Origin of the sequence: Xanthomonas sp. Leaf148, from assembly GCF_001423585.1 — a bacterium.
Classification (GTDB): domain Bacteria; phylum Pseudomonadota; class Gammaproteobacteria; order Xanthomonadales; family Xanthomonadaceae; genus Xanthomonas.
In genome coordinates this window covers 147,615-169,841 of the sequence record NZ_LMOP01000010.1, presented here as the reverse complement: position 1 = coordinate 169,841, position 22,227 = coordinate 147,615, and the positions used below count along the sequence as shown (strand labels likewise).

The window sequence follows — 22,227 nt, the reverse complement described above, 5'->3', positions numbered from 1 at the left end:
TTCAAGCTGGATCATGATTAAGGCGGAAGCATATCCCCTGTTGCTGCTCGGCGCTGCGCTCTGCTCCCAGCGCGTGGCTGACCCGATGGGATGAAAGGGTCACTTTCATCTTTTCCGCGTATTGCTGCATCGACAAGCCCTGCGCCTGTGTTGGGTCCACGTTACTGGTCTGGGGCTTGTCAAAGGCGCTGAACTGCTGGATCCCCTGCACTTCACCATCAGCGCCCATGCAGTGCGGGACACCGTCGCCTTGGTCCTGCCGGCGCTGTCCAATGTGGCTATTGAGCGCGCCATTCCGGTGGAGCACCGGGCCGAGAAAGTGTGTTGGCCCTCTTGCCGCATGTCCAAGCCTTTCAGTTGCATGACGGCACGCAACAGGCTGCCGTCATGTATCGATTAACGCGCGCGGTTAGCGCGTCGCTGCGTCGCCTCTGCACGCGTGACCAAAAGGAACGCCAGCGGAAGCCCGATTTCGATGGCGACCGCCGGGAAAATACCGGCGTTGACATGCCCGGCAGCCCATTCCGACACGCCCAACACCGCTAGCGATAGGCACGCGGTGGCAAAGCCGGCAATCACCGCGCGGCGCCCCGGCGATGGCGGTGCCGCGCGTACCAGCAGCAGCATCACGCCGATGGCCGCATACATCGGCGCGGCGCGGCGACCGACAACGCCTAAAGCGTTGCTGTCGAAGGCGACGCCCCAGTTGGCCAGCATGGTCGCAGGCGCCAGCAACCAGACAGCGCCCAGCGCGAAAAACAATAGGGCCGACAGCGTGGCCAGGTAGCGGAATGCCCGCGATGCAGTGGGCGCGCTCATGCGTTCACATCCACGACAGTACGCCCCTGCACCTTGCCATCCAGCAGCTGGGCGGCAATCTGCGGCACCTCCGCCAGCCCGACTGTCGTCGTGGTCAATGCCAGCTTACCCAACTCCAGATCGCGCGCCAGACGCGACCACGCCTGCATGCGGACCGCCTGCGGCGCGTTGACCGAATCGATACCGGCCAACGTAACGTTGCGCAAAATGAAGGGCAGCACCGAGGCCGGCAATTGAACGCCCTGCGCCATGCCGAACGAGGTCACCACGCCGCGATACTGGGTCTGCGCAAGCGCGTTTGCCAGCGTGTGGCTGCCCACCCCATCCACCACGCCTGCCCAGCGCTCCTTGCTGATCGGCGCGCCGGGTTCGGACAGAGTGCTGCGGTCGATGACCTCGGCAGCGCCCAGGCTGTGCAGATACGCGGCCTGCTCCAGCCGGCCGGTGGAGGCGACCACGCGATACCCCAAACCTGCCAGCAAGGCGATGGCAACCGAACCGGCGCCGCCATTTGCGCCGGTCACCAGGATGTCGCCGCGTTCGGGGGTCAGCCCGCCGTGCTCCAGTGCCATCACCGCCAGCATGGCGGTGTAGCCGGCCGTGCCGATCGCCATCGCATCGTGGATGGAAAATGCCGCCGGAATCTTGATCAACCAGTCGCCAGGCACCCGCGCCTTCTGCGCGTAGCCGCCATGATGGGTCTGGCTCAGGCCCCAGCCATTGGCCAGCACGCGGTCTCCGACCGCAATGCCGGGATCGCTGGACGCTTCGACCACACCGGCAAGATCGATGCCGGGAATCAGCGGAAAATGGCGAATGATCGGGCCGCGTCCGGTGACCGCCAACGCATCCTTGTAGTTGACGGTCGAGTAGTCGACAGCAATCGTCACCTCGCCCGGCATGAGGTCGTCTTCGTTGAACTGCACGAGTTCGGTGGTCACCGTCTCGTCGGTTTGCGTGGCGAGCAATGCATTGAAGGTCATTGTCTTCTCCTGATTGGATGGATTGAGGCCGCGGGTGAGCGCGTCCTTGATTGCAGTCAATGACAACGCTGCGGCCAGTTGACGATCACGCCGCTACGGGACTGCGATGGCGGTACGGTACGGGATCTCCGGTGATGCGTTGCCACCGTGCGGCACAAGACGCTTTCCGCTGCGGCAACGAAGTCGCTTGAGTCGGGCTGACGTGGACGGCGTTGATCGCCTGCAACGCTTGCTCGGTGGGCGTGTCGCTTCAGCGGCTCGTCGTACAGCGGGTGAGCGGCGTCGCGCCAAGCACATGGCACCTCTGCAAGTAGTGGCCACGCGTGAGCTGGCGTGTCAGTAAAAGCGCATTTCGCTAAAACATTTCGCTAAAAGCAGCTAACAAAACGACTTTGCTCATCGCCAGGCGGGCGCGGCCGGTGCTCGGTACGGCATGCACCACGCGTACATTCCGGTTCTGAGCGCGCCATCCACACGCACCTGACAACTGCTCGCTACGGTTTGTTAGCCGTTCTTGGCACGCGGCGCTACCGCCAATCCCTCGACCACGCCGGCCGCAGGTGCAGCTCTTTCGGTCAGTTGGAGGGTTGCAACGACGACAGGATCTGCTCACGACATACCGCAATGACTTCGTCGGCCAGTGGCGAATCGTTGGGACACGACCGCGACAGCACGATGGCACCGATGGCGTGCGCCATCATGTTCAGCGTGTTGGCACGCTCATCTGCTGCCTCGGCAGTACCCGGCGCAGCCCCGCTGCGGTCGAGCGCGGCCAACAGGTTTTCGACCCCGGCCGCAAACGCTTCGCGCACTTGCTCCGGCTGACGCGCGGCCTCGGCGCCCAGCGCAGCCATCGTGCAACCGGTGGCCGGGCTGTCGCGATGTCCGCGCGACAGATAGAAGTTCACGAAATCGGTCTTGTCCACGCGCTCGGACTGTGCCGCGATGTTGGCCAAGCCGCAGGCTGCCGATTCGGCCATCAAATCTGCCTTGGAGCCGAACTGCTTGTAGAAACCACCGTGGGTGAACCCTGCAGCGGCCATCAGATCGGCAATACCGATCCCTGCATAACCGTGCTCGCGAAACAGCACCGAAGCGGTCTCGACGACATGCGCCCGGTTCGCCTGTGCCTGTGCTTTGGTCACTTTCATCGTTGCGACGCTCCGTGGGGGAATGGGGACAGCGACAGCATACTTTGATGTTGCGCGTCATCAAAGTATTGACACCTTAGATTTTATTCGTAATCTTTGCATCCGCCGTCTTTCTGAGCATCCTCAATGCCCACGCGTCGCTGCCCGCTCCCTCTGCCCTGGGCAACCTGACGCCAACCAGTCGCATCGCGATGGTACCGGTGACACGTCACCGTGCAGGCGTCGGCCGGCGCCCGGGGCGCTTGCGGCCACGTCGTGCGCCTTTCCACCTCTCTCACTCAAGGAATTTCCATGACCGCACTTCCCGCTGTCCTCATCACTGGCGCCTCCACCGGTATCGGTGCTGTTTACGCCGAGCGCTTCGCCCAACGCGGCCACAACCTGGTGCTGGTCGCACGCGACAAGGAACGCCTGGACGCCCTGGCCGCGCACCTGTGCGACACCCATCGCGTCAGCGTCGATGTGCTGCAGGCCGACCTGACCCAGCCAACCGACCTGACCGCCGTGGAAACCCGCCTGCGCGACGACGCGCAGATCGGCATCCTGGTCAACAACGCCGGCATGGCGCAATCGGGCGGCATCGTGCAGCAAAACGCCGAGGCGATCGACCGCCTGATTGCGCTCAATGTCACCGCGTTGACGCGCCTGTCCGCCGCCGTTGCGCCGCGCTTTGCGCAGTCCGGCAGCGGTGCGATCGTCAACATTGGATCGGTCGTGGGGTTTGCGCCCGAATTCGCCATGAGCGTCTATGGCGCCACCAAGGCCTTCGTGCTATTCCTGTCGCAGGGCCTGCACGTGGAGCTTGGCGCCAAGGGCGTGTACGTGCAGGCCGTCTTGCCGGCCGGCACGCGCACCGAGATCTGGGAACGCGCCGGTATCGACATCAACACGCTGAGCGACTTGATGGATGTTAACGAACTGGTCGATGCCGCGCTGGTCGGCTTCGATCGCCGCGAACTGGTCACCATTCCGCCGCTGCACGTGGCCGAACGCTGGGACGCACTGGATGGCGCGCGCCAGGGCTTGCTGTCGGACATCCGACAGGCGACCGCTGCCGAGCGCTATCAGCCGACGACCTGACGAGCTGAGCTGCATTTCTGCCCGCATGGCTCGCATGGCGAACGGTGCGGGCCTGCGATGCTGTGTCGTGCCTGCGCAAGCGCGCACAGCTTCACTACGTCACCAGCACGCATCCAATAACGCAGAAGGCCGCCCTGGGGCGGCCTTCTGCGTTATTCATTGGCAACACCAGCTCATCCACTGATGACAGGCAGCGTGACGGCGGAGCAATCGCTCTGCCGTCATGCCGCGCACGCTAGTTACAGCCCGTGCGCCGCCAACTGGCCAAGCCGCTGCACGGCCACCGACACGGTCGGGTAGTCCAGCGTCTTCTGTTCGGCCACATCGCTCAACATCGCCAGGGTGAAGCGCAGGCTGGAATCATCACGTGCCATCCAGTTGGCCACCTTGTCCTCGGCACTGCTGCCGGGCATGGTCAGCACCTGACCCACCAGCGCACGCTGATGCGCGGCCAGTTCGTCGCGCAGCACGCCACGTGCCACCGCATGCCAGCGGCCGTTGACCTCCAGCGCGTCGATCTGCTCGAACAACCACGGCAGCCGCAACGCATCGCCCAGACGGAAATGCACCTTGGACACTTCCACCGGCTTGAGCTTGCGGGTGCGCGCAGTTTCGATGATGTCGAACGCCGGTTCCAGATAGCGCAACTCGGACAGCTGCTGTGCCAGTGCCGGCGGCAGGCCCTTGTCCTGCCATTCCTGCACGCTGGCTTCGTACAGCGGTCGCTGGGTGTCGGACAACACGCCCGAGGCCACACGGATATCGTTGAACGGGCCGTGGTAACGCTCCACCGCTGCGGTGATGCCCGGCATCTGGCCCGGACGCAGCAACAGCCAACGCACGAACGAGCGCTGCAGGCGCCAGATCACTTCCAGTGCATCGATCTGCACCGACTCGGGCACCTTGCCGTCCAGCGCGTCGATCTGCGTCCACAGCGCGCGCGCATCCAATGTTTCGCGGCTGATGGTATAGGCCTTGGCGACCTCACCGATGCTGCGGCCGGTGTCTTCCTGCATGCGCATCAGGAAGGTCGCGCCCATGCGGTTGATGGTGGTGTTGGTGACCGCAGTGGCGATGATTTCGCGCTTGAGGCGATGGCGCTCCATCGCATCGGCGTACTTCTTCTGCAGCGGCTGCGGGAAGTAGCGCTGCAATTCCTTGGACAGATACGGGTCTTCCGGAATATCCGATTCCAGCAGCTGCTGGAACGCCACCAGCTTGGAGTACGACAGCAGCACCGACAGTTCCGGCCGCGACAAGCCTTGACCGCGCGCCTTGCGTGCCGACAGTTCTGCATCGGATGGCAGGAATTCGATCTGGCGATCGAGCAGACCCTGCAATTCCAGCGTGCGGATGAAGTGCTGCTTGGAGCCCAGGCGCTTGACGCTCATGCGCTCCATCAAGCTGATCGCCTGATTCTGGCGATAGTTATCCCACAGCACCAGGTCGGCCACTTCATCGGTCATCGACGCCAGCAGCTTGTTGCGTGCGTCGTAGGTGAGCTTCTTGGCCTGCACCATGTCGTTGAGCAAGATCTTGATGTTCACCTCGTGATCGGAGGTGTCCACGCCGGCCGAGTTGTCGATGAAGTCGGTGTTGAGCAACACGCCGGTCTGCGCCGCTTCGATGCGGCCCAGCTGGGTCAGGCCCAGATTGCCGCCCTCGCCCACCACCTTGCAGCGCAGCTCGCCGCCATTGACGCGCAAGCCGTTGTTGGCGCGATCGCCCACATCGGCATGCGATTCGCTGGAGGCCTTGACGTAGGTGCCGATACCGCCGTTCCAGAACAGGTCCACCGGCGCCTTGAGGATGGCGTTCATTAGCGCGTTGGGCGAGAGCTGCTTGACGTTGGCCTCAAGCCCCAGCGCCTCGCGCACCGGCGCGCTGATGTCGATCGACTTCAACGTGCGCGGATAAATACCGCCGCCGGCACTGATCAGCTTGGCGTCGTAATCGGCCCAGCTGGAACGCGGCAGCTTGAACAGGCGCTCGCGTTCGGCGAACGAGGCAGCCGCATCCGGCGACGGGTCGAGGAAGATATGCCGGTGATCGAACGCGGCCAGCAGGCGGATATGCGTTGAGAGCAGCATGCCGTTGCCGAACACGTCGCCGGACATGTCGCCGATGCCGGCAACGCTGAAGTCCTGGCTCTGGCAATCGCGGCCCATCGCACGGAAGTGGCGCTTGACCGACTCCCACGCGCCACGCGCGGTGATGCCCATGCCCTTGTGGTCGTAACCGACCGAACCACCAGAGGCGAACGCATCGCCCAGCCAGAAGCCGTGATCCAGCGCCAGGCCATTGGCGATGTCGGAGAACGTCGCCGTGCCCTTGTCGGCGGCGACCACCAGATACGGGTCGTCCTGATCGTGGCGCACCACCTGCGGCGGCGGCACGATCTTGCCACCGACGATGTTGTCGGTGATGTCGAGCAGGCCCTGGATGAACAGTTTGTAGCAGGCGATGCCTTCGGCCTGGATCGCGTCACGATCGCCACCGACCGGCGAGCGCTTGACGTAGAAACCGCCCTTGGCGCCGACCGGCACGATGACCGTGTTCTTGACCATCTGCGCCTTGACCAGACCCAGCACCTCGGTGCGGAAATCCTCGCGACGGTCCGACCAGCGCAGGCCGCCACGCGCCACTGCGCCAAAGCGCAGATGCACGCCTTCCACGCGCGGGCCGTAGACGAAGATTTCGCGATACGGACGCGGCTTGGGCAGATCCGGCACGATCGCCGAATCCAGTTTGAAGCTGATGCAATGGCCGTACTTGCCGTGCTTGTCGGTCTGGTAGTAGTTGGTGCGCAGCGTGGCATCGATCACGTCGATGAAGCTGCGCAGGATGCGGTCTTCGTCCAGGCTGGACACACGGTCCATCAGCTTGAGCAAGGTGGCGCGGGTAGCCTCCTGCTGCGCAGCGCGGTCGCCGCCGCGTGCCGCGAGCACCGGTTCCAGGGCCTTGAGCGTGGCCTCATCACCACCTGCCAGCGCGGAGAGTTCTTCGCGCAGACGTTCCTGGCCGGCAAAGATCTGCGCCTTGGTTTCGCTGCCGGTGGACGGGTCGAAGCGCGCTTCGAACAGTTCCACCAACAGGCGCGCCAGCAGCGGATAGCGGGTGAACGTGGCTTCGACATAGGTCTGCGAGAACGGCACCGCGGTCTGCAGCAGATACTTGCAGTAACCACGCAGCAACGCGACCTGGCGCCAGTGCAGACCGGCGGCCAGGATCAGCCGGTTGAAGCCGTCGTTTTCGGCATCGCCATTCCAGATACGCTCGAAGGCTTCGCCGAAACCGGCATCGGCATGGGCGGCGTCGATCTTGCCCGCGGTCGATTCGACTTCGAAATCCTGGATATAGACCGGCGTCTCGCCCACCTGCAGCCGATACGGCCGCTCGGAGATCACGCGCAGGCCCATGTTTTCCATCATCGGCATCGCATCCGACAACGGGATGTCGTCGAGCTGACGGTACAACTTCAAACGCAGGCCTTCGCCGGCATCCAGCCGCACCCCGTCGTCGCGACGGATTTCCTGCAGGCTCAGATGCAGATCGTCCGGGCCATCCAGGGTTGCCAGATGTTCGACATCGGAAACCGCCGATTCGATCGACGACTCTTCGATGTAGCCGGCAGGCAGCGCGCGGCCGAAGTTGGCCGCCATGCGCAGGCCATTGGCCTCGCCGTGACGTGCCACCAGCGCTTCGCGCAGGGCATCGCGCCAGTTGCGCAGCAGATGCGCCAGCCGCGATTCGAGTTCGGTGGTGTTGAACTCCAGCGCTTCGCCGCTTTTGGGCCGCACGATCAGATGCAGCTGCGCCAGCGGCGACTCGCCCAGCACCACCGACGAATCGATGTATTCGCCGTGCAACGCGTCTTTCAACAGCCCTTCGATACGCAACCGCACATCGGTGTTGAAGCGCTCGCGCGGGATGTACACCAGTGCAGAAATGAAGCGGCTGTACTTGTCGCGGCGCAGGAACATGCGGCTACGCACGCGCTCCTGCAAGCCTAGGATGCCGATCGCAGTGCGGTACAGCTCTTCTTCGTTGGACTGGAACAACTCTTCGCGCGGCAGCGTCTCAAGAATATGCCGCAACGCCTTGCCGCTATGGCTGCTCGGGGTCAGCCCCGACTTGCTCATCACGTATTCGTGGCGCTGACGCACCAGCGGAATTTCCCACGGACGGCGGTTGTAGGCGCTGGAGGTAAACAGGCCCAGGAAGCGCTGCTCGCCGACGATACGGCCCTTGCCATCGAATTCCAGGATGCCGATGTAATCCATGTAGCCAACGCGATGCACGCGCGAACGTGCATTGGTCTTGGTCAGGATCAACGCGTCCTTGCGCTTGGACGATGCATTCAAGCCATGCGCCGCCAGCGTGGTCACCGGGCGCGCCGGCGAGGTGTCGTGGCCGCGCATCAGGCCCAGGCCGGTTTCCTCCACCGGTGCCAACACCTCCTGGCCGTCCTGCTTCTCCACGCGGTACTCGCGGTAGCCGAAGAAGGTGAAATGGTCGGCAGCAGCCCAGCGCAAGAACTCCTGCGCTTCGTGGCGGCTGATGTCGTCGATCGGCAGGCGGCGGGTGGCCAGATCGTCGGCCAGCATCACCATCTTTTCGCGCATCGAGGCCCAGTCGTGCACGATGGCGCGCACTTCGCCCAGCACCTTGCGCACCGCCGCTTCCACCTTGGCCATCTCATCGGCAGGCTGGCGGTCGATCTCCAGCACCATCAACGATTCGCTCTTGCCCTCGCCCACCGCGGTCAGCTTGCCGGCCTTGTCGCGCGCGATGCGCAGCACCGGGTGGCCGAGCACATGCACGCCGATGCCCAGGTCCGACAAGGTCATGCTGACCGAGTCCACCAAGAACGGCATGTCGTCGTTGACGATCTGCAGCAGCGTGTGCGGCGACTCGTAGCCGTGGCTCTTCAGGGCCGGGTTGAACACCCGCACATTGACCGTGCCGGCTTTGCGCACGCGCGCAAATTCCAGCATGTCGGCCGCCAACGCCGCCCACTGTTCGGGCGGATGGTTCGGGAACTCGTCCTCTTCCATGCGCCGATAGAAATCGGCCGCGAACAACTGGACCTCGGACTGTCGGGCCGCCGGGTAGCGCTTGCGCAACGCGGCAAACACCGGCTCTAGGGTGACCGCCTGCGGTTCGGTGGCAAGCACGGGGACGGCACGTTCGGCGACCGGTTTGACCGACGTCGTGGACGATTTCGAAGCGGCTTTCTTGGCTGTCATGAGAGAGCTGGGATGCTCGGTGGAAAACCTGAATTGTACCGATGCGCCGTGACAACGCCTTGCTGCATAGCGCAAATGCGCGGCACGTAGCAGGCGCGGCAGTGGCGCAAAAGCCGTATGGCTCTGTAGTTTCTCCACCCCTGGCCGGCCGGAGGGTCGCCGGATCGCCAGATCCGGCAAAGTCAGGTCGAATGCTTGGCACACAAGGCGTTGCGCAGACCAAACTGCGATCGTCAAGGCTGTTTAAAAACTAAACTGGACGGTATAGTCTACCGCCATGACTCCTCGTTCCCCCCGTGCTGCCCGGCGTTCGGACTGCGATCGCCGCATCCATGCTGCCGTGCATACGTTGCTTGCCGAGCGCGGCATGCGGCTGAGCATGGACGCGGTGGCCGAGCGCGCCGGCTGTTCCAAGCAAACGCTCTACAGCTATTACGGTTGTAAAGAGAATCTGCTGCGCGATGTCCTGCAGGACCACGTGCACCTGGCCACGGTACCGCTGGACGCGGTGTCCGGCGATCTGCGCGAAGATCTGCTGGCCTTCGCGCTGGCCCATCTTGACCGTCTGAACAGCCCGGATGTGTTACAGACCTGTCGTTTGGTGGAAGCCGAGTCGCACCGGTTCCCCGATCAATCCCAGCAGATCTTCCAGGAGGGCGTCGTCGGTATGCAGCAACGCCTGGCGCATCGCTTCGAGCAAGCGATGGCCGCCGGCCAGCTGCGCCATGACGATCCGCACTTCATGGCCGAGCTGCTGCTCAGCATGATCGTCGGGCTGGATTTCGATCGCCAACGGTTTCAGGTTCCCCATCGCGCCGGCCTTGCCGCCAGGCAGCAGTGGGCGCAGTTCGCCGTCGATACCTTTTTGCGGGCGTTTGCCGCGGCCAACGCCGCGCCTGCGCTGGCCCCGCTTGCTCTTCTCACTTCAAGACCCTAACGGAGTTCCTCCTGATGATTGCCCCGCTCCGCACCTTCGGCCTGGCCTTGGCCATCACCGTGGCGCTCGCTGCATGCAGCAAGCCCGAACAACAGCAGGCGCCGCCGCCGCCGGAAGTGTCGGTGCTGGAAATGAAGCCGCAGACGCTGCCCCTGGAGCGCGACCTGGTGGGTCGCCTATCGGCGTTCCGCTCGGCCGACGTGCGCGCCCGCGTGGACGGCGTGCTGCTCAAGCGCTTGTACACCGAAGGCACTGACGTCAAGGAAGGCCAGCCGCTGTTCGAGATCGATCCGATGCCGCTGCGTGCCACGTTGTTGCAGGCGCAGGGCCAGCTGGCAGCCGCGCAGGCGACCTACGCCAACGCCCAGGTCGCCGCCAAGCGCGCGCGTAGCCTGGCGCCGCAGCAATACGTCTCGCGCGCCGATATCGACAACGCCGAAGCCACCGAGCGCTCCTCCGGGGCCAACGTGCAGCAGGCGCGTGGCCTGGTCGAGTCCGCCCGCATCCAGCTCAGCTTCGCCAGCGTCACCTCGCCGATCACCGGCCGTGCCGGCATTCAGCGGGTCACCGAAGGCGCGCTGGTCGGCTCGGGTGAAGCCACCCTGCTGACCACGGTCGACCAGATCGACCCGCTGTACGTGAACTTTGCAATGAGCAGCGAAGAACTCGCCGCACTGCGCCAGGCGCAGAGCAGCGGCAACGTGCAGCTCAGCGGCGACGGCAAGTCCACCATTAACGTGGAGCTGGGCAACGGCACCCTGTACCCGCACCCCGGCACGCTGGACGTGTCGGCAGTGACGGTGGACCCGAGCACCGGTGCGGTGTCGCTGCGCGCGACCCTGCCCAACCCGGAACTGGCGCTGCTGCCGGGCGCATTCGTCACCTTCAAGGCCAGCCTGGGGCAGCGCAACAATGCCTACCTGCTGCCGCAGCAGGCGCTGCAGCGCGATGCGATGGGCGCCTATGCATTGGTGCTGGGCAAGGACGGCAAGGTGGTGCGCAAGAACCTCACTGTCGACGGCCAGCAGAAAGGCCAGTGGATCGTGACCGGCGGCGTGACCCCGGGCGACCAGATCATTGTCGATGGCGTGCAGAAGGCCAAGGAAGGTCAGCCGGCCAAGGGCGTGCCGTGGGATCCGAACAAGCCGGCCGCCGGTGGCCAGCCGGGGCAGCCCGGTGCACCTGGCGCGGCTCCGGCCGCAGGCCAGGCTGACGATGCGAAGGCCGCACCAGCTGCAAACGCAGCCGATGCCGCGGCACCGGCAGCGCAGGAACAGCCCAAGCAGGATGCGGCCGCGCAACCGGCCGACTCCCAGTCCAAGCAGCAGTGACGGAACCCGGACATGCCTAAGTTTTTTATCGAACACCCGATCTTTGCCTGGGTGGTGGCGATCCTGATCTCGCTTGCGGGCGTGATCTCGATCCTGAATCTGGGTATCGAGTCGTACCCCACGATCGCCCCGCCGCAGGTCACCGTCACCGCCAACTTCCCCGGTGCCAGCGCCGATACCGCCGAAAAAGCGGTGACGCAGGTCATCGAGCAGCAGCTCACCGGTATCGACCACCTGCTGTACTTCAACTCCTCGTCGGCCTCCAACGGCCGCGTGACCATCACCCTGACCTTCGAAACCGGCACCGACGCGGATATCGCGCAGGTGCAGGTGCAGAACAAGGTGTCGTTGGCCACGCCGCGCCTGCCGTCCGAAGTCACCCAGCAGGGTGTGGTGGTGGCCAAGGCCAACGCCGGCTTCCTGATGGTGGCGGCGCTGCGGTCGGACAATCCGTCGATCAACCGCGATGCGCTCAACGACATCGTCGGCTCGCGCGTGCTTGAGCAGATTTCGCGCGTTCCCGGCGTTGGCAGCACCAACCAGTTTGGCGCCGAGTACGCGATGAACATCTGGTTGAACCCGGAGAAGCTGCAGGGCTACAACCTGTCGGCCACCCAGGTGCTGACCGCGGTACGTAACCAGAACGTGCAGTTCGCGGCCGGTTCGGTCGGTGCCGACCCCACGCCGCAAGGCATCAGCTTCACTGCCACGGTGTCGGCGGAAGGGCGTTTCAGCTCGCCGGAAGAGTTCGAGAACATCATCCTGCGCACCGACAACAACGGTGCAACGGTGCGCCTGAAGGATGTCGCGCGGGTCACCGTGGGGCCGAGCAACTACGGCTTCGATACCCAGTACAACGGCAAGCCCACCGGTGCCTTCGGCATCCAGTTGCTGCCGGGCGCCAACGCACTGAACGTGTCCGAGGCGGTCGGTGCCAAGCTCGACGAACTGCAGCCCACCTTCCCGCAGGGCGTGACCTGGTTTGCGCCGTACGAATCGACCACCTTCGTGCGCATCTCCATCGAGGAAGTGGTGCACACGCTGGTGGAAGCCATCGTGCTGGTGTTCCTGGTGATGCTGCTGTTCCTGCAGAACTTCCGCGCCACGGTCATCCCGACCCTGGTGATTCCGGTGGCACTGCTGGGCACCTTCTTCGGCATGTACGCCATCGGCTTCACCATCAACCAGCTCACCCTGTTTGCGATGGTGCTGGCGATCGGCATCGTGGTGGACGATGCGATCGTGGTGATCGAGAACGTCGAACGCATCATGAGCGAGGAGCATCTGGAGCCGAAGGCGGCCACGCAGAAGGCGATGACCCAGATCACCGGCGCGGTGGTGGCCATCACCGTGGTGCTGGCGGCGGTGTTCATCCCCTCCTCGCTGCAGCCCGGCGCCTCCGGCGCGATCTACAAGCAGTTCGCGCTGACCATCGCCATGTCGATGGGTTTCTCCGCGTTCCTGGCGCTGACCTTTACGCCGGCCTTGTGCGCCAGCTTCCTCAAGCCCACCCATTCGGACAAGAAGAACTGGGTCTACCGCACCTTCGACAAGTACTACGACAAGCTAGCGCATCGCTATGTCGGCGTGGTGGGTCACACGCTGAAGCGCTCGCCGCCGTGGATGATCGTGTTCGTGGTGCTGGTGGTGCTGTGCGGCTTCCTGTTCACCCGCATGCCGGGCAGCTTCCTGCCGGAAGAAGACCAGGGTTTTGCGGTGGCCATCGTGCAGTTGCCGCCGGGCGCCACCAAGATCCGCACCAACGAAGCGTTTGCGCAAATGCGTGCGGTGCTGGAAAAGCAGCCGGCCGTGGAAGGCATGCTGCAGATTGCCGGGTTCAGCTTCCTGGGCTCGGGCGAAAACGTCGGCATGGGCTTCATCCGGCTCAAGCCGTGGGACGAGCGTGACGTCACTGCCGAGCAGTTGATCCAGCAACTCAACGGTGCCTTCTACGGCATCAAGGGCGCGCAGATCTTCGTGGTCAACCTGCCGACCGTGCAGGGCCTTGGCCAGTTCGGCGGCTTCGACATGTGGCTGCAGGACCGCTCCGGCGCAGGCCAGGAAGCCTTGACCCAGGCGCGCAATATCGTGCTGGGCAAGGCGGCGCAAAAGGCCGACACCATGGTGGGCGTGCGCCCGAACGGCCTGGAAAATTCGCCGCAGTTGCAGTTGCATGTGGACCGCGTGCAGGCGCAGTCGATGGGCCTGGAAGTCAGCGACATCTACAGCTCGATCCAGCTGATGCTGGCACCGGTGTACGTCAACGACTATTTCTCCGAAGGCCGCATCAAGCGCGTCAACATCCGTGCCGACGATCAGTTCCGTACCGGCCCCGAGTCGCTGCGCAACTTCTTCAGCCCGAGCACGACGGCGGTGGGTGCCGATGGCCAGCCCGGCATGATTCCGCTGAGCAACGTGGTCAAGGCCGAATGGACGTACGCCTCGCCGGCGCTGAATCGCTACAACGGCTATTCGGCGGTGAACATCGTGGGTAACCCTGCCCCGGGCGGTAGCTCCGGTCAGGCGATGACGGCGATGGAAGAGATCGTCAACAACGACCTGCCGCCGGGCTTCGGTTTCGACTGGAGCGGCATGTCGTATCAGGAAATCATTGCCGGTAACGCGGCGACGCTGCTGCTGGCATTGTCGGTGGTGGTGGTGTTCCTGTGCCTGGCCGCACTCTACGAGAGCTGGTCGATTCCGGTGGCGGTGCTGATGGTGGTGCCGATCGGCGTGCTGGGTGCGATCGTGTTCTCGATGTTGCGCGGTCTGCCGAACGATCTGTACTTCAAGATCGGCATGATCACGGTGATTGGTCTGGCGGCAAAGAACGCGATCCTGATCGTGGAATTTGCGGTGGAGCAGCGCGCGGCGGGCAAGACCCTGCGCGAGGCGACCCTGGAAGCGGCGCACCTGCGTTTCCGCCCGATCCTGATGACCTCGTTCGCCTTCATCCTGGGTGTGTTGCCGCTGGCGATCTCCACCGGTGCCGGCGCCAACTCGCGTCACTCCATCGGCACCGGCGTGATCGGCGGCATGGTGTTCGCCACCGTGCTTGGCGTGATCTTCATCCCGCTGTTCTTCGTGGTGGTGCGCCGCATGCTGGGCGACAAGCTGGACGAGCAGTCCAAGGAGTATCTGGTCGCACAGAACGACTCCGGCACGCACCGTCCGGATCGTTGATCGATCGGTTGATCGCAAGACGAAAAGCCCCGGCAATGCCGGGGCTTTTTTGTTGTGCTGTACTCGGCATGGGGCAGCACACGGCAGGCACCCGCACTAGCAACCTGCCGCGCAGGTCGTTACCCCCCACATGCAGTGCGACCGGCGCTGGCATTGTTGCGATCTGCACTGGCACTGCACTGCAGGAGCGCACCCGGACGCGAACGCTCTACCGGTAACGCCCGTCGCGCCCAGGTGCGCTCCTACGAGATGGCGATGATCGGAAACGGCAGCGCTCGTCATGCGCAGGTCGTTACTCCCACATGCAGTGCGATCCGCACTGGCATTGTTGCGATCCGCACTGGCACTGCACTGTAGGAGCGTACCTGGGCGCGAACGCTCTATCGGTAACGCTCGTCGCGCCCAGGTGCGCTCCTACGAGATGGCGATGCTCGGAAACGCCAGCGCTCGTCACGCGCAGGTCATTACTCGCACATGCACTGCGATCCGCACTGGCATTGTTACGACCCGCACTGGCATTGCACTGTAGGAGCGCACCCGGGCGCGAACGCTCTACCGGTAACGCCCGTCGCGCCCAGGTGCGCTCCTACGAGATGGCGATGCTCGGAAACGCCAGCGCACGTCATGTGCAGATCATTACTCTCACATGCGTTGCGATCCTCACGGCATTGTTGCGATCCGCACTGGCACTGCACTGTAGGAGCGCACCTGGGCGCGATGGGGCTTGATCGATCGCGATCAGGGCTGGCGGTAACGCTGAGTCGCGCCCGGGTGCGCTCCTACGGTGGTGTATCGCTCGGTGGTGTATCGCTCGCTACGTCTGATCGGGTGCGCGGGCAGCGGTCGAACCGCGCACCACGCAACGCCCGGTCATGACCATGCGGCGGATCGGCAGCTGCGGGTTGCTCAGGCGTTCCAGCAGCAACGACATCGCGGCGCGGCCCATGTCTTCGACCGGCTGTTCGACCACGGTGATGCCCGGCTCGACCAGGTCGGTCCAGCGCTCGTTGTCGAAGCCGGCCAGGGCCAGGTCCTGCGGCAGCCGCAGGCCGGCGGTGCGCGCGGCTTTCAATGCGCCCATCAGCAGCAGGCTATTACTGGTGACGATGGCTTCGGGCCGGCTGTCGCTCGCCAACCATTGTTCCAATTCGACAATCGCCGCTTCGGCGGTCGGCGCCACTTCGCGGTAGTCCGGGATCAGTCCTTGCATCCGCATCGCCGCCAGATAGCCGTCGCGCCGCTCAGCCGCGGTGGTGCTGGTGCTGCCGAACAACCCGCCGATGCGTCGGTATCCCTGCGCCTGTAGATGCGTGACCAACTCGCCCATCGCCGCGGCGTTATCCAGTACCACGCTGTCGTAGCGGCTGCCGGCGCCGGCACGGTCCACCAGCACCGTGGGGTAATCCAGGGCCAGTTCGTGCATGCGCCCCACCGTCACCCGGGTCGGGGCGAAGATCAGCCCGGTGATGCGCTCTTCCTGCATCAGCTCCAGATACAGCGCCTCGCGCTCGGGATCTTCATCGGTATTGCACAGGGTGACGCGCATACCGGCACGGTAAGCGACCTCTTCCACCGCACGGATGAGGGACGTGAAGTACGGGTTGCGGATATCGGCCACGATCACGCCGAGGATGCCGGACTGCTGGGATCGCAATCGCCGCGCCATCAGATTGGGGCGGTAACCGGTCTGACGGACGGCCGCCTCAACCTTGGCACGCACCTCCTCGCTCACCGGGCCGGTGCCCAGCGCGCGCGAGACCGTGGACTTGGACACACCGGCCACCCGGGCCACGTCATTGATGCTGATACTCACTGGGACCGTTCCCGCTCCATTTGCGCACCTGACCCAGGCGCGATGTCAGTTTCGATGCTAACCCGAAAGCACTACAAGGATTTTGTGCACTGCACATTGACCTGGATCGTGGGAACGTTCCCACTATACTTCCCAGCCTGATCCCCCCATCGGAGCCCGCCTTGTCTTCTCCGTCGCCAGCCCCCGTCACTCCCGAGCTCATCCGCCTGCGTGCCCACGCCCGCGACAAGGACGATGCCATCGCCCAGGCTGCGCAACTGCTGGTCGCCGCCGGCTGCGTGGCACCCGGTTACGACGCCAGCATGCGACGCCGCGAAGGCCTGGCGAATACCTTCCTGGGCCATGGTCTGGCCATCCCGCACGGGGTGGGCGAAGACCGTCACCTGGTGCACCGCGACGGGATTGCGGTGCTGCAGCTGCCCGAGGGCGTGGAATGGAACCCCGGCCAGATCACCCGGCTGGTGGTGGGCATCGCCGCCCAGTCCGACACCCATATCACCCTGCTGCGCCGACTGACCCGGTTGATCCAGGACCCGGCGCAGCTGGAAGCGCTGTTCACCACCGACGACCCCGGCGTGATCGTGGCCGCGCTCACCGGCGACCGCGCGCCCGACACCAGCGCCGCGCCGGCCACCGATCTGGCCGAACGCTTCGAGTGGACCATCGCTTACCCCAGCGGCCTACACGCGCGCCCGGCCACGCGCTGGGCCGAAACCGCGCGCGGCTTCTCTGCGCGTGCGCAGGTGCGTGCCGGCGACCAGGCCGCCGATGCCAAGAGCCTGGTCGGCCTGCTGCAGCTGGGCCTGCGTGCCGGCGACAGCATCACCGTCTCGGCCGAAGGCACCGATGCGGCGGCGCTGCTCAAGCGCCTGCGCGCGGTGATGGACAGCCTGACCGCACAAGAGAAGGCCGATGCCGAACGTGCCGCGCAACGCCGCGCCGCACCGGTGGTCGGCTGGACCCCGCCGCAGGCGCAGCCGGCCATCGTCGGCATCGGCGCCAGCCCGGGCGTGGCGATCGGCATCGTGTACCGCCTGCGTGCGGCGCAGACCGAGGTGGCCGATCAGCCGGTCGGCCTGGGCGATGGCGGCGCACAGCTGCACGATGCGCTGACCCGCACCCGCCAGCAGCTGGCGGCGATCCAGGACGACACCCAGCGCCGTCTCGGCGCCTCGGACGCGGCCATCTTCAAGGCCCAGGCCGAGCTGCTCAACGATACCGACCTGATCACCCGCACCTGCCAGCTGATGGTCGAAGGCCATGGCGTGGCATGGTCCTGGCACCAGGCAGTGGAACAGATCGCCTCCGGCCTGGCCGCGCTGGGCAACCCGGTGCTGGCCGGCCGCGCGGCCGATCTGCGCGATGTCGGTCGCCGCGTGCTGGCCCAGCTCGACCCGTCTGCAGCGGGCGCCGGCCTCACCGACCTACCCGACCAGCCCTGCATCCTGCTGGCCAGCGACCTGTCGCCGTCGGACACCGCCAACCTGGACACCGCACGCGTGTTCGGCCTGGCCACCGCACAGGGCGGCCCGACCTCGCACACCGCGATCCTGTCGCGCACCCTGGGCCTGCCGGCGCTGGTCGCGGCCGGCGGCCAGTTGCTGGAGATCGAAGACGGCGCCACCGCCATCATCGACGGCAGCAGCGGGCGCCTGTACATCAACCCGTCCGCGCAGGATCTGGACGCGGCACGCACCCACATCGCCGAACAACAGGCCATCCGCGAGCGCGAAGCCGCACAGCGCGCCTTGCCGGCCGAAACCACCGACGGCCACCACATCGACATCGGCGCCAACGTCAACCTGCCCGACCAGGTGGCGATGGCACTCACCCAAGGTGCCGAAGGCGTCGGCCTGATGCGCACCGAGTTCCTGTTCCTGGAAAGCGGCAGCACGCCTACCGAAGACGAGCAGTACGCGACTTATCGCGCCATGGCACAGGCCTTGGACGGCCGCCCGCTGATCGTGCGTGCGCTGGACATCGGCGGCGACAAGCAGGTGGCGCATCTGGAACTGCCGCACGAAGAAAACCCGTTCCTGGGCGTGCGTGGCGCGCGCCTGCTGCTGCGTCGCCCCGACCTGCTGGAGCCGCAGCTGCGGGCGCTATACCGCGCGGCCAAGGACGGGGCGCGGCTGTCGATCATGTTCCCGATGATCACCTCGGTACCGGAGTTGATCGCCTTGCGCGAAATCTGCGCACGCATCCGCGCCGAGCTGGATGCGCCAGAGGTTCCGATCGGCATCATGATCGAAGTGCCCGCCGCCGCCGCGCAGGCCGACGTGCTGGCGCGGCATGCGGATTTCTTCTCGATCGGCACCAACGACCTCACCCAGTACGTGCTGGCGATCGACCGCCAGAACCCGGAACTGGCCGCCGAAGCCGACAGCCTGCATCCGGCGGTGCTGCGCATGATCCGCAGCACCATCGAAGGCGCGCGCAAGTACGAGCGCTGGGTTGGCGTGTGCGGCGGCCTGGCCGGCGATGCGTTCGGCGCCAGCCTGCTGGCCGGCCTGGGCGTGCAGGAACTGTCGATGACGCCTAACGACATCCCCGCGGTAAAGGCGCGCCTGCGGGCATCTTCGCTCGGCCAATTGCAGCAGTTGGCCGAGCAGGCGCTCAATTGCGAAACCGCCGAGCAAGTGCGCGCTTTGGAAGCCAAGCGCGAGGGCATGGCATGAGCTTGCAGGCCCTCACTGTCACGCTGAATCCGGCGATCGACCAGACCATCCGGCTCGACAGCCTGCAGCCCGGCGCAGTGCATCGTGCCAGCAGCGTGCGCAACGATGCCGGCGGCAAGGGCATCAACGTGGCTGCGTGCCTGGCCGATTGGGGCACCGATGTGGCCGCACTTGGCGTGCTCGGCGGCGGCAATGCCGGCGTGTTCGAAGCGCTGTTCCGCGAGCGCGGCATCGTCGACCACTGCCAGCGCGTGGCCGGCGAAACCCGCACCAATCTCAAACTGGTGGAAGCGCGCAGCAACGACACCACCGACATCAATCTGCCGGGCCTGCAACTGACCAGTGCGCATCTGCAAAGCGTGGCCGATCAACTCGCGCCGCTGCTGCGCCCCGGCCTGCCGGTGGTGTTGTCCGGCAGCCTGCCTGCCGGCCTGCCCGACGACAGCTGGGCGCAGCTGCAGGCGCAGGCCGGCGCCGCCGGTGCCCGCGTGCTGCTCGATACCAGCGGCGCACCGCTGGTGGCCGCACTGAGCGCAGCACGCGATGCGCTGCCTTACGCAGTCAAGCCGAATCGCCACGAACTGGAAGCCTGGACCGGCCGCCCGCTCACCGATCGCGCCGCACTCAGCGCCGCTGCGCACGAACTGCTGGCACGCGGCATCCAGCTGGTGGTGATTTCGATGGGCACCGACGGTGCGTTGTTCGTGCAGCGCGACCAGCGACTGATCGCGCGTCCGCCACGCCTGGCGCACGGCAGCAGCGTTGGCGCAGGCGATGCGATGGTGGCCGGCCTGGCCGCTGCGCTGCTGGATGCGAGCACCGATCTGGAGCAGTGCGCACGGCTGGCCACGGCGTTTTCGATGTGTCGGCTGGAAAGCGGCGACGCGCGCAGGCTCAGCGCCGACGGCGTGCGCCGTGCTGCGGCCGACGTCGTGATCGAGACGCTGTCGTGAACGCTGCCTTCCACAAGACGGCGACCGGCACGCAGGTGTCCGCGGCTTATTCCGACCGCAGTCGTCCCGGCACGCGCCACCCGCACGCGTAACGCCCCCAATTCCCCCCGCCGGCCACACCGGCGACCGCAATACAGCAGGAGTTTTGCCATGTCCTCTTCCATCGTGGTCATCGCCGCCGGCGAGCGCAGTACCGAAGCCGTTCTGGCGGCCGAGGCGCTGCGCCGCGCGGCCACCGCCGCCGGGCGCAGCGTGACGATCGAAATCCGCAGCGACCAGGGCGTGCTCGGTGCGCTACCGACCGAACTGGCCAGCAGTGCCACGCAGGTCCTGATCGTCGGCGATGCCGATGCCGACACCGCACGCTTCGGCGACGCACAACTGCTGCGGCTGAGCCTGGGCGCCGTGCTGGACGACCCGGCCGCCGCCGTCAGCCAGCTCGCAGTGCCCACCGCAACGACCAGCACATCGGCAGCGACCGACGCATCCGGCGCAGGCGGCAAACGCATCGTTGCGATCACCTCCTGCCCCACCGGCATCGCGCACACCTTCATGGCCGCCGAAGGCCTGCAGCAGGCCGCAAAGAAGCTCGGCTATCAGATGCGCGTGGAAACGCAGGGCTCGGTCGGCGCGCAGGACGCATTGACCGACGAGGAAATCCGCGCGGCCGACGTTGTCATCATCGCCGCCGACCGCGAAGTGGACCTGGCCCGTTTCGGTGGCAAGCGGCTGTTCAAGAGCGGCACCAAGCCGGCGATCAACGATGGCCCCGCACTCATCCAGAAGGCGCTGGCCGAGGCCGGCGTGCAGGGCGGCGCAGCCACGGTCGCAGGCGCCAGCGCCACATCGGACAACAAAGGCAACGGTCGCACTGGCGCCTACAAACACCTGATGACCGGCGTGTCGTTCATGCTGCCGTTCGTCACTGCCGGCGGCCTGTTGATCGCGCTGGCGTTCGCGCTGGGCGGCATCTATGCCGGCGACGACGCGCACCAGGGCACGCTGGCCTGGTCGCTGTTCCAGATCGGCGCCAAGGCCGGCTTTACCTTGATGGTGCCCGCGCTGGCCGGTTACATCGCCTACTCCATCGCCGACCGCCCCGGCATCGCGCCCGGCATGATCGGCGGGCTGGTCGCGGCCAATCTCAATGCCGGTTTTCTCGGCGGCATCATCGCCGGCTTCATCGCCGGCTACGGCGTGGCCGCGCTCAACCGCTACATCAAGCTGCCGCGCAACCTGGAAGGACTCAAGCCGGTATTGATCCTGCCGGTGCTGGGCACCCTGCTGGTTGGCCTGGCGATGATGTACGTGTTCGGCCAACCGGTCGCCGACCTGCTGGCCTGGCTCACCGCCTGGTTGCGCGGCATGCAAGGCAGCAGCGCGCTGCTGCTGGGCCTGTTGCTGGGCGGCATGATGGCCTTCGACATGGGCGGGCCGGTCAACAAGGCCGCCTACGCGTTTTCCACCGGCCTGATCGCCAGCCAGGTCTACACCCCGATGGCCGCCGCCATGGTGGCCGGCATGACACCGCCGCTGGGCATCGCGCTGGCCACCTGGCTGTTCCGCAACCGCTTCACCGTCGAAGAACGCGGCTCGGCCACCGCCGCCGGCGTGCTCGGGCTGGCCTTCGTCACCGAAGGCGCCATCCCGTATGCCGCGCGCGACCCGTTGCGCACCATTCCGGCACTGATGATCGGCTCGGCCGTGGCCGGCGCGATTTCGATGTCGGTCGGCGCCGAGCTCAAGGCTCCGCATGGCGGCATCTTCGTGCTGCTGATTCCCAATGCCGTCACCCATCTGGCGATGTATGTGCTGGCATTGCTGGCCGGCGTGGCAGTCACCGCGATTGCCCTGCGTGTGCTCAAGAAGCCGGTCGCCGACGTCGTCGCCTGACGTCAGCCCCCTGCGGCGGCCGATGGCCGCCGCATCCGACGCGCCGGATGCGCGTCACCCCTGATCGATCACCGCTGCGCCGCGCACCGATGTGCGCCGCCAGCGGCTTGCCCACCCACGTGCTGTCGCGTTCGCCACCTTGGCCACGCCCTCTTTG

13 protein-coding genes and 1 other RNA gene are annotated in these 22,227 nt (G+C 65.7%); 8 read left to right on the top strand and 6 right to left on the bottom strand.

Annotated elements, in window-relative coordinates:
* Position 1: 1 nt before the first annotated feature.
* The 3 genes from ASF90_RS14945 to ASF90_RS14935 form a co-directional block, all read right to left on the bottom strand.
* Positions 2-229, bottom strand: a complete 228-nt coding sequence (locus ASF90_RS14945; RefSeq protein WP_153066566.1) for a hypothetical protein — start codon at positions 227-229, stop codon at positions 2-4.
* A gap of 167 nt (positions 230-396) precedes the next feature.
* Positions 397-819, bottom strand: a complete 423-nt coding sequence (locus ASF90_RS14940; protein ID WP_055851766.1) for a hypothetical protein — start codon at positions 817-819, stop codon at positions 397-399.
* Positions 816-1,802: an MDR family oxidoreductase gene (locus ASF90_RS14935; protein ID WP_055851763.1), complete on the bottom strand. Its 987-nt coding sequence runs from the start codon at positions 1,800-1,802 to the stop codon at positions 816-818. Before ASF90_RS14935 ends, ASF90_RS14940 begins: the two co-directional genes overlap by 4 nt.
* A 433-nt stretch (positions 1,803-2,235) precedes the next feature.
* Between ASF90_RS14935 and ASF90_RS22530 the strand changes: the two genes are divergently transcribed.
* Positions 2,236-2,312, top strand: a non-coding RNA gene (locus tag ASF90_RS22530) — sX9 sRNA.
* Positions 2,313-2,377: 65 nt separating this feature from the next.
* Here ASF90_RS22530 and ASF90_RS14930 read toward each other — a convergent pair.
* Complete coding sequence (locus ASF90_RS14930; RefSeq protein WP_055851761.1) at positions 2,378-2,953, bottom strand: TetR family transcriptional regulator; 576 nt, start codon at positions 2,951-2,953, stop codon at positions 2,378-2,380.
* Positions 2,954-3,244: 291 nt separating this feature from the next.
* On the opposite strand from ASF90_RS14930, the gene ASF90_RS14925 reads away from it, so the two are divergent.
* Positions 3,245-4,033 carry an SDR family oxidoreductase gene (locus ASF90_RS14925; RefSeq protein WP_055851759.1) on the top strand — a complete coding sequence of 263 codons (789 nt, stop codon included), beginning with the start codon at positions 3,245-3,247 and terminating at the stop codon, positions 4,031-4,033.
* 239 nt (positions 4,034-4,272) lie between these two features.
* On the opposite strand, the gene ASF90_RS14920 is transcribed toward ASF90_RS14925, so the two are convergent.
* The gene (locus tag ASF90_RS14920; protein ID WP_055851756.1) at positions 4,273-9,282 is read right to left on the bottom strand and encodes an NAD-glutamate dehydrogenase domain-containing protein; all 5,010 of its coding nucleotides are present in this window, start codon (positions 9,280-9,282) and stop codon (positions 4,273-4,275) included.
* A 277-nt stretch (positions 9,283-9,559) separates the two neighbouring features.
* On the opposite strand from ASF90_RS14920, the gene ASF90_RS14915 reads away from it, so the two are divergent.
* Genes ASF90_RS14915 through ASF90_RS14905 form a run of 3 tightly spaced genes read left to right on the top strand, consistent with a single transcriptional unit; the run spans position 9,560 to position 14,733 of the window.
* On the top strand, positions 9,560-10,219 hold the full coding sequence (locus ASF90_RS14915) for a TetR/AcrR family transcriptional regulator (protein ID WP_055851754.1): 660 nt from the start codon (positions 9,560-9,562) through the stop codon (positions 10,217-10,219).
* A gap of 14 nt (positions 10,220-10,233) precedes the next feature.
* Positions 10,234-11,550: an efflux RND transporter periplasmic adaptor subunit gene (locus tag ASF90_RS14910; RefSeq protein WP_055851751.1), complete on the top strand. Its 1,317-nt coding sequence runs from the start codon at positions 10,234-10,236 to the stop codon at positions 11,548-11,550.
* A 12-nt stretch (positions 11,551-11,562) separates the two neighbouring features.
* Positions 11,563-14,733: a multidrug efflux RND transporter permease subunit gene (locus ASF90_RS14905; RefSeq protein WP_055851747.1), complete on the top strand. Its 3,171-nt coding sequence runs from the start codon at positions 11,563-11,565 to the stop codon at positions 14,731-14,733.
* Positions 14,734-15,547: 814 nt separating this feature from the next.
* On the opposite strand, the gene ASF90_RS14900 is transcribed toward ASF90_RS14905, so the two are convergent.
* Positions 15,548-16,546, bottom strand: coding sequence for a LacI family DNA-binding transcriptional regulator (locus tag ASF90_RS14900; protein ID WP_055851744.1), 999 nt, complete (start codon positions 16,544-16,546; stop codon positions 15,548-15,550).
* Positions 16,547-16,707: 161 nt separating this feature from the next.
* Here ASF90_RS14900 and ptsP point away from each other — a divergent pair, with 161 nt between their 5' ends.
* From ptsP to ASF90_RS14885, 3 genes are all read left to right on the top strand, one after another.
* Complete coding sequence (ptsP, locus tag ASF90_RS14895; RefSeq protein ID WP_055851743.1) at positions 16,708-19,224, top strand: phosphoenolpyruvate--protein phosphotransferase; 2,517 nt, start codon at positions 16,708-16,710, stop codon at positions 19,222-19,224.
* Positions 19,221-20,177 carry a 1-phosphofructokinase gene (gene pfkB, locus ASF90_RS14890; protein WP_055851739.1) on the top strand — a complete coding sequence of 319 codons (957 nt, stop codon included), beginning with the start codon at positions 19,221-19,223 and terminating at the stop codon, positions 20,175-20,177. The genes ptsP and pfkB overlap by 4 nt, the downstream gene beginning before the upstream one ends.
* Before the next feature lie 150 nt (positions 20,178-20,327).
* Positions 20,328-22,070, top strand: coding sequence for a fructose-specific PTS transporter subunit EIIC (locus tag ASF90_RS14885; protein ID WP_055851735.1), 1,743 nt, complete (start codon positions 20,328-20,330; stop codon positions 22,068-22,070).
* The last annotated feature ends 157 nt before the right edge of the window (positions 22,071-22,227 follow it).

Coding starts and splice junctions, on each gene's coding strand:
- ASF90_RS14940 (WP_055851766.1), bottom strand. CDS start 819: ATGAGCGCGCCCACTGCATCGCGGGCATTCCGCTACCTGGCCACGCTG.
- ASF90_RS14915 (WP_055851754.1), top strand. CDS start 9,560: ATGACTCCTCGTTCCCCCCGTGCTGCCCGGCGTTCGGACTGCGATCGC.
- ASF90_RS14920 (WP_055851756.1), bottom strand. CDS start 9,282: ATGACAGCCAAGAAAGCCGCTTCGAAATCGTCCACGACGTCGGTCAAA.
- ASF90_RS14925 (WP_055851759.1), top strand. CDS start 3,245: ATGACCGCACTTCCCGCTGTCCTCATCACTGGCGCCTCCACCGGTATC.
- ASF90_RS14935 (WP_055851763.1), bottom strand. CDS start 1,802: ATGACCTTCAATGCATTGCTCGCCACGCAAACCGACGAGACGGTGACC.
- ASF90_RS14905 (WP_055851747.1), top strand. CDS start 11,563: ATGCCTAAGTTTTTTATCGAACACCCGATCTTTGCCTGGGTGGTGGCG.
- ASF90_RS14910 (WP_055851751.1), top strand. CDS start 10,234: ATGATTGCCCCGCTCCGCACCTTCGGCCTGGCCTTGGCCATCACCGTG.
- pfkB (WP_055851739.1), top strand. CDS start 19,221: ATGAGCTTGCAGGCCCTCACTGTCACGCTGAATCCGGCGATCGACCAG.
- ASF90_RS14885 (WP_055851735.1), top strand. CDS start 20,328: ATGTCCTCTTCCATCGTGGTCATCGCCGCCGGCGAGCGCAGTACCGAA.
- ASF90_RS14945 (WP_153066566.1), bottom strand. CDS start 229: ATGGGCGCTGATGGTGAAGTGCAGGGGATCCAGCAGTTCAGCGCCTTT.
- ASF90_RS14930 (WP_055851761.1), bottom strand. CDS start 2,953: ATGAAAGTGACCAAAGCACAGGCACAGGCGAACCGGGCGCATGTCGTC.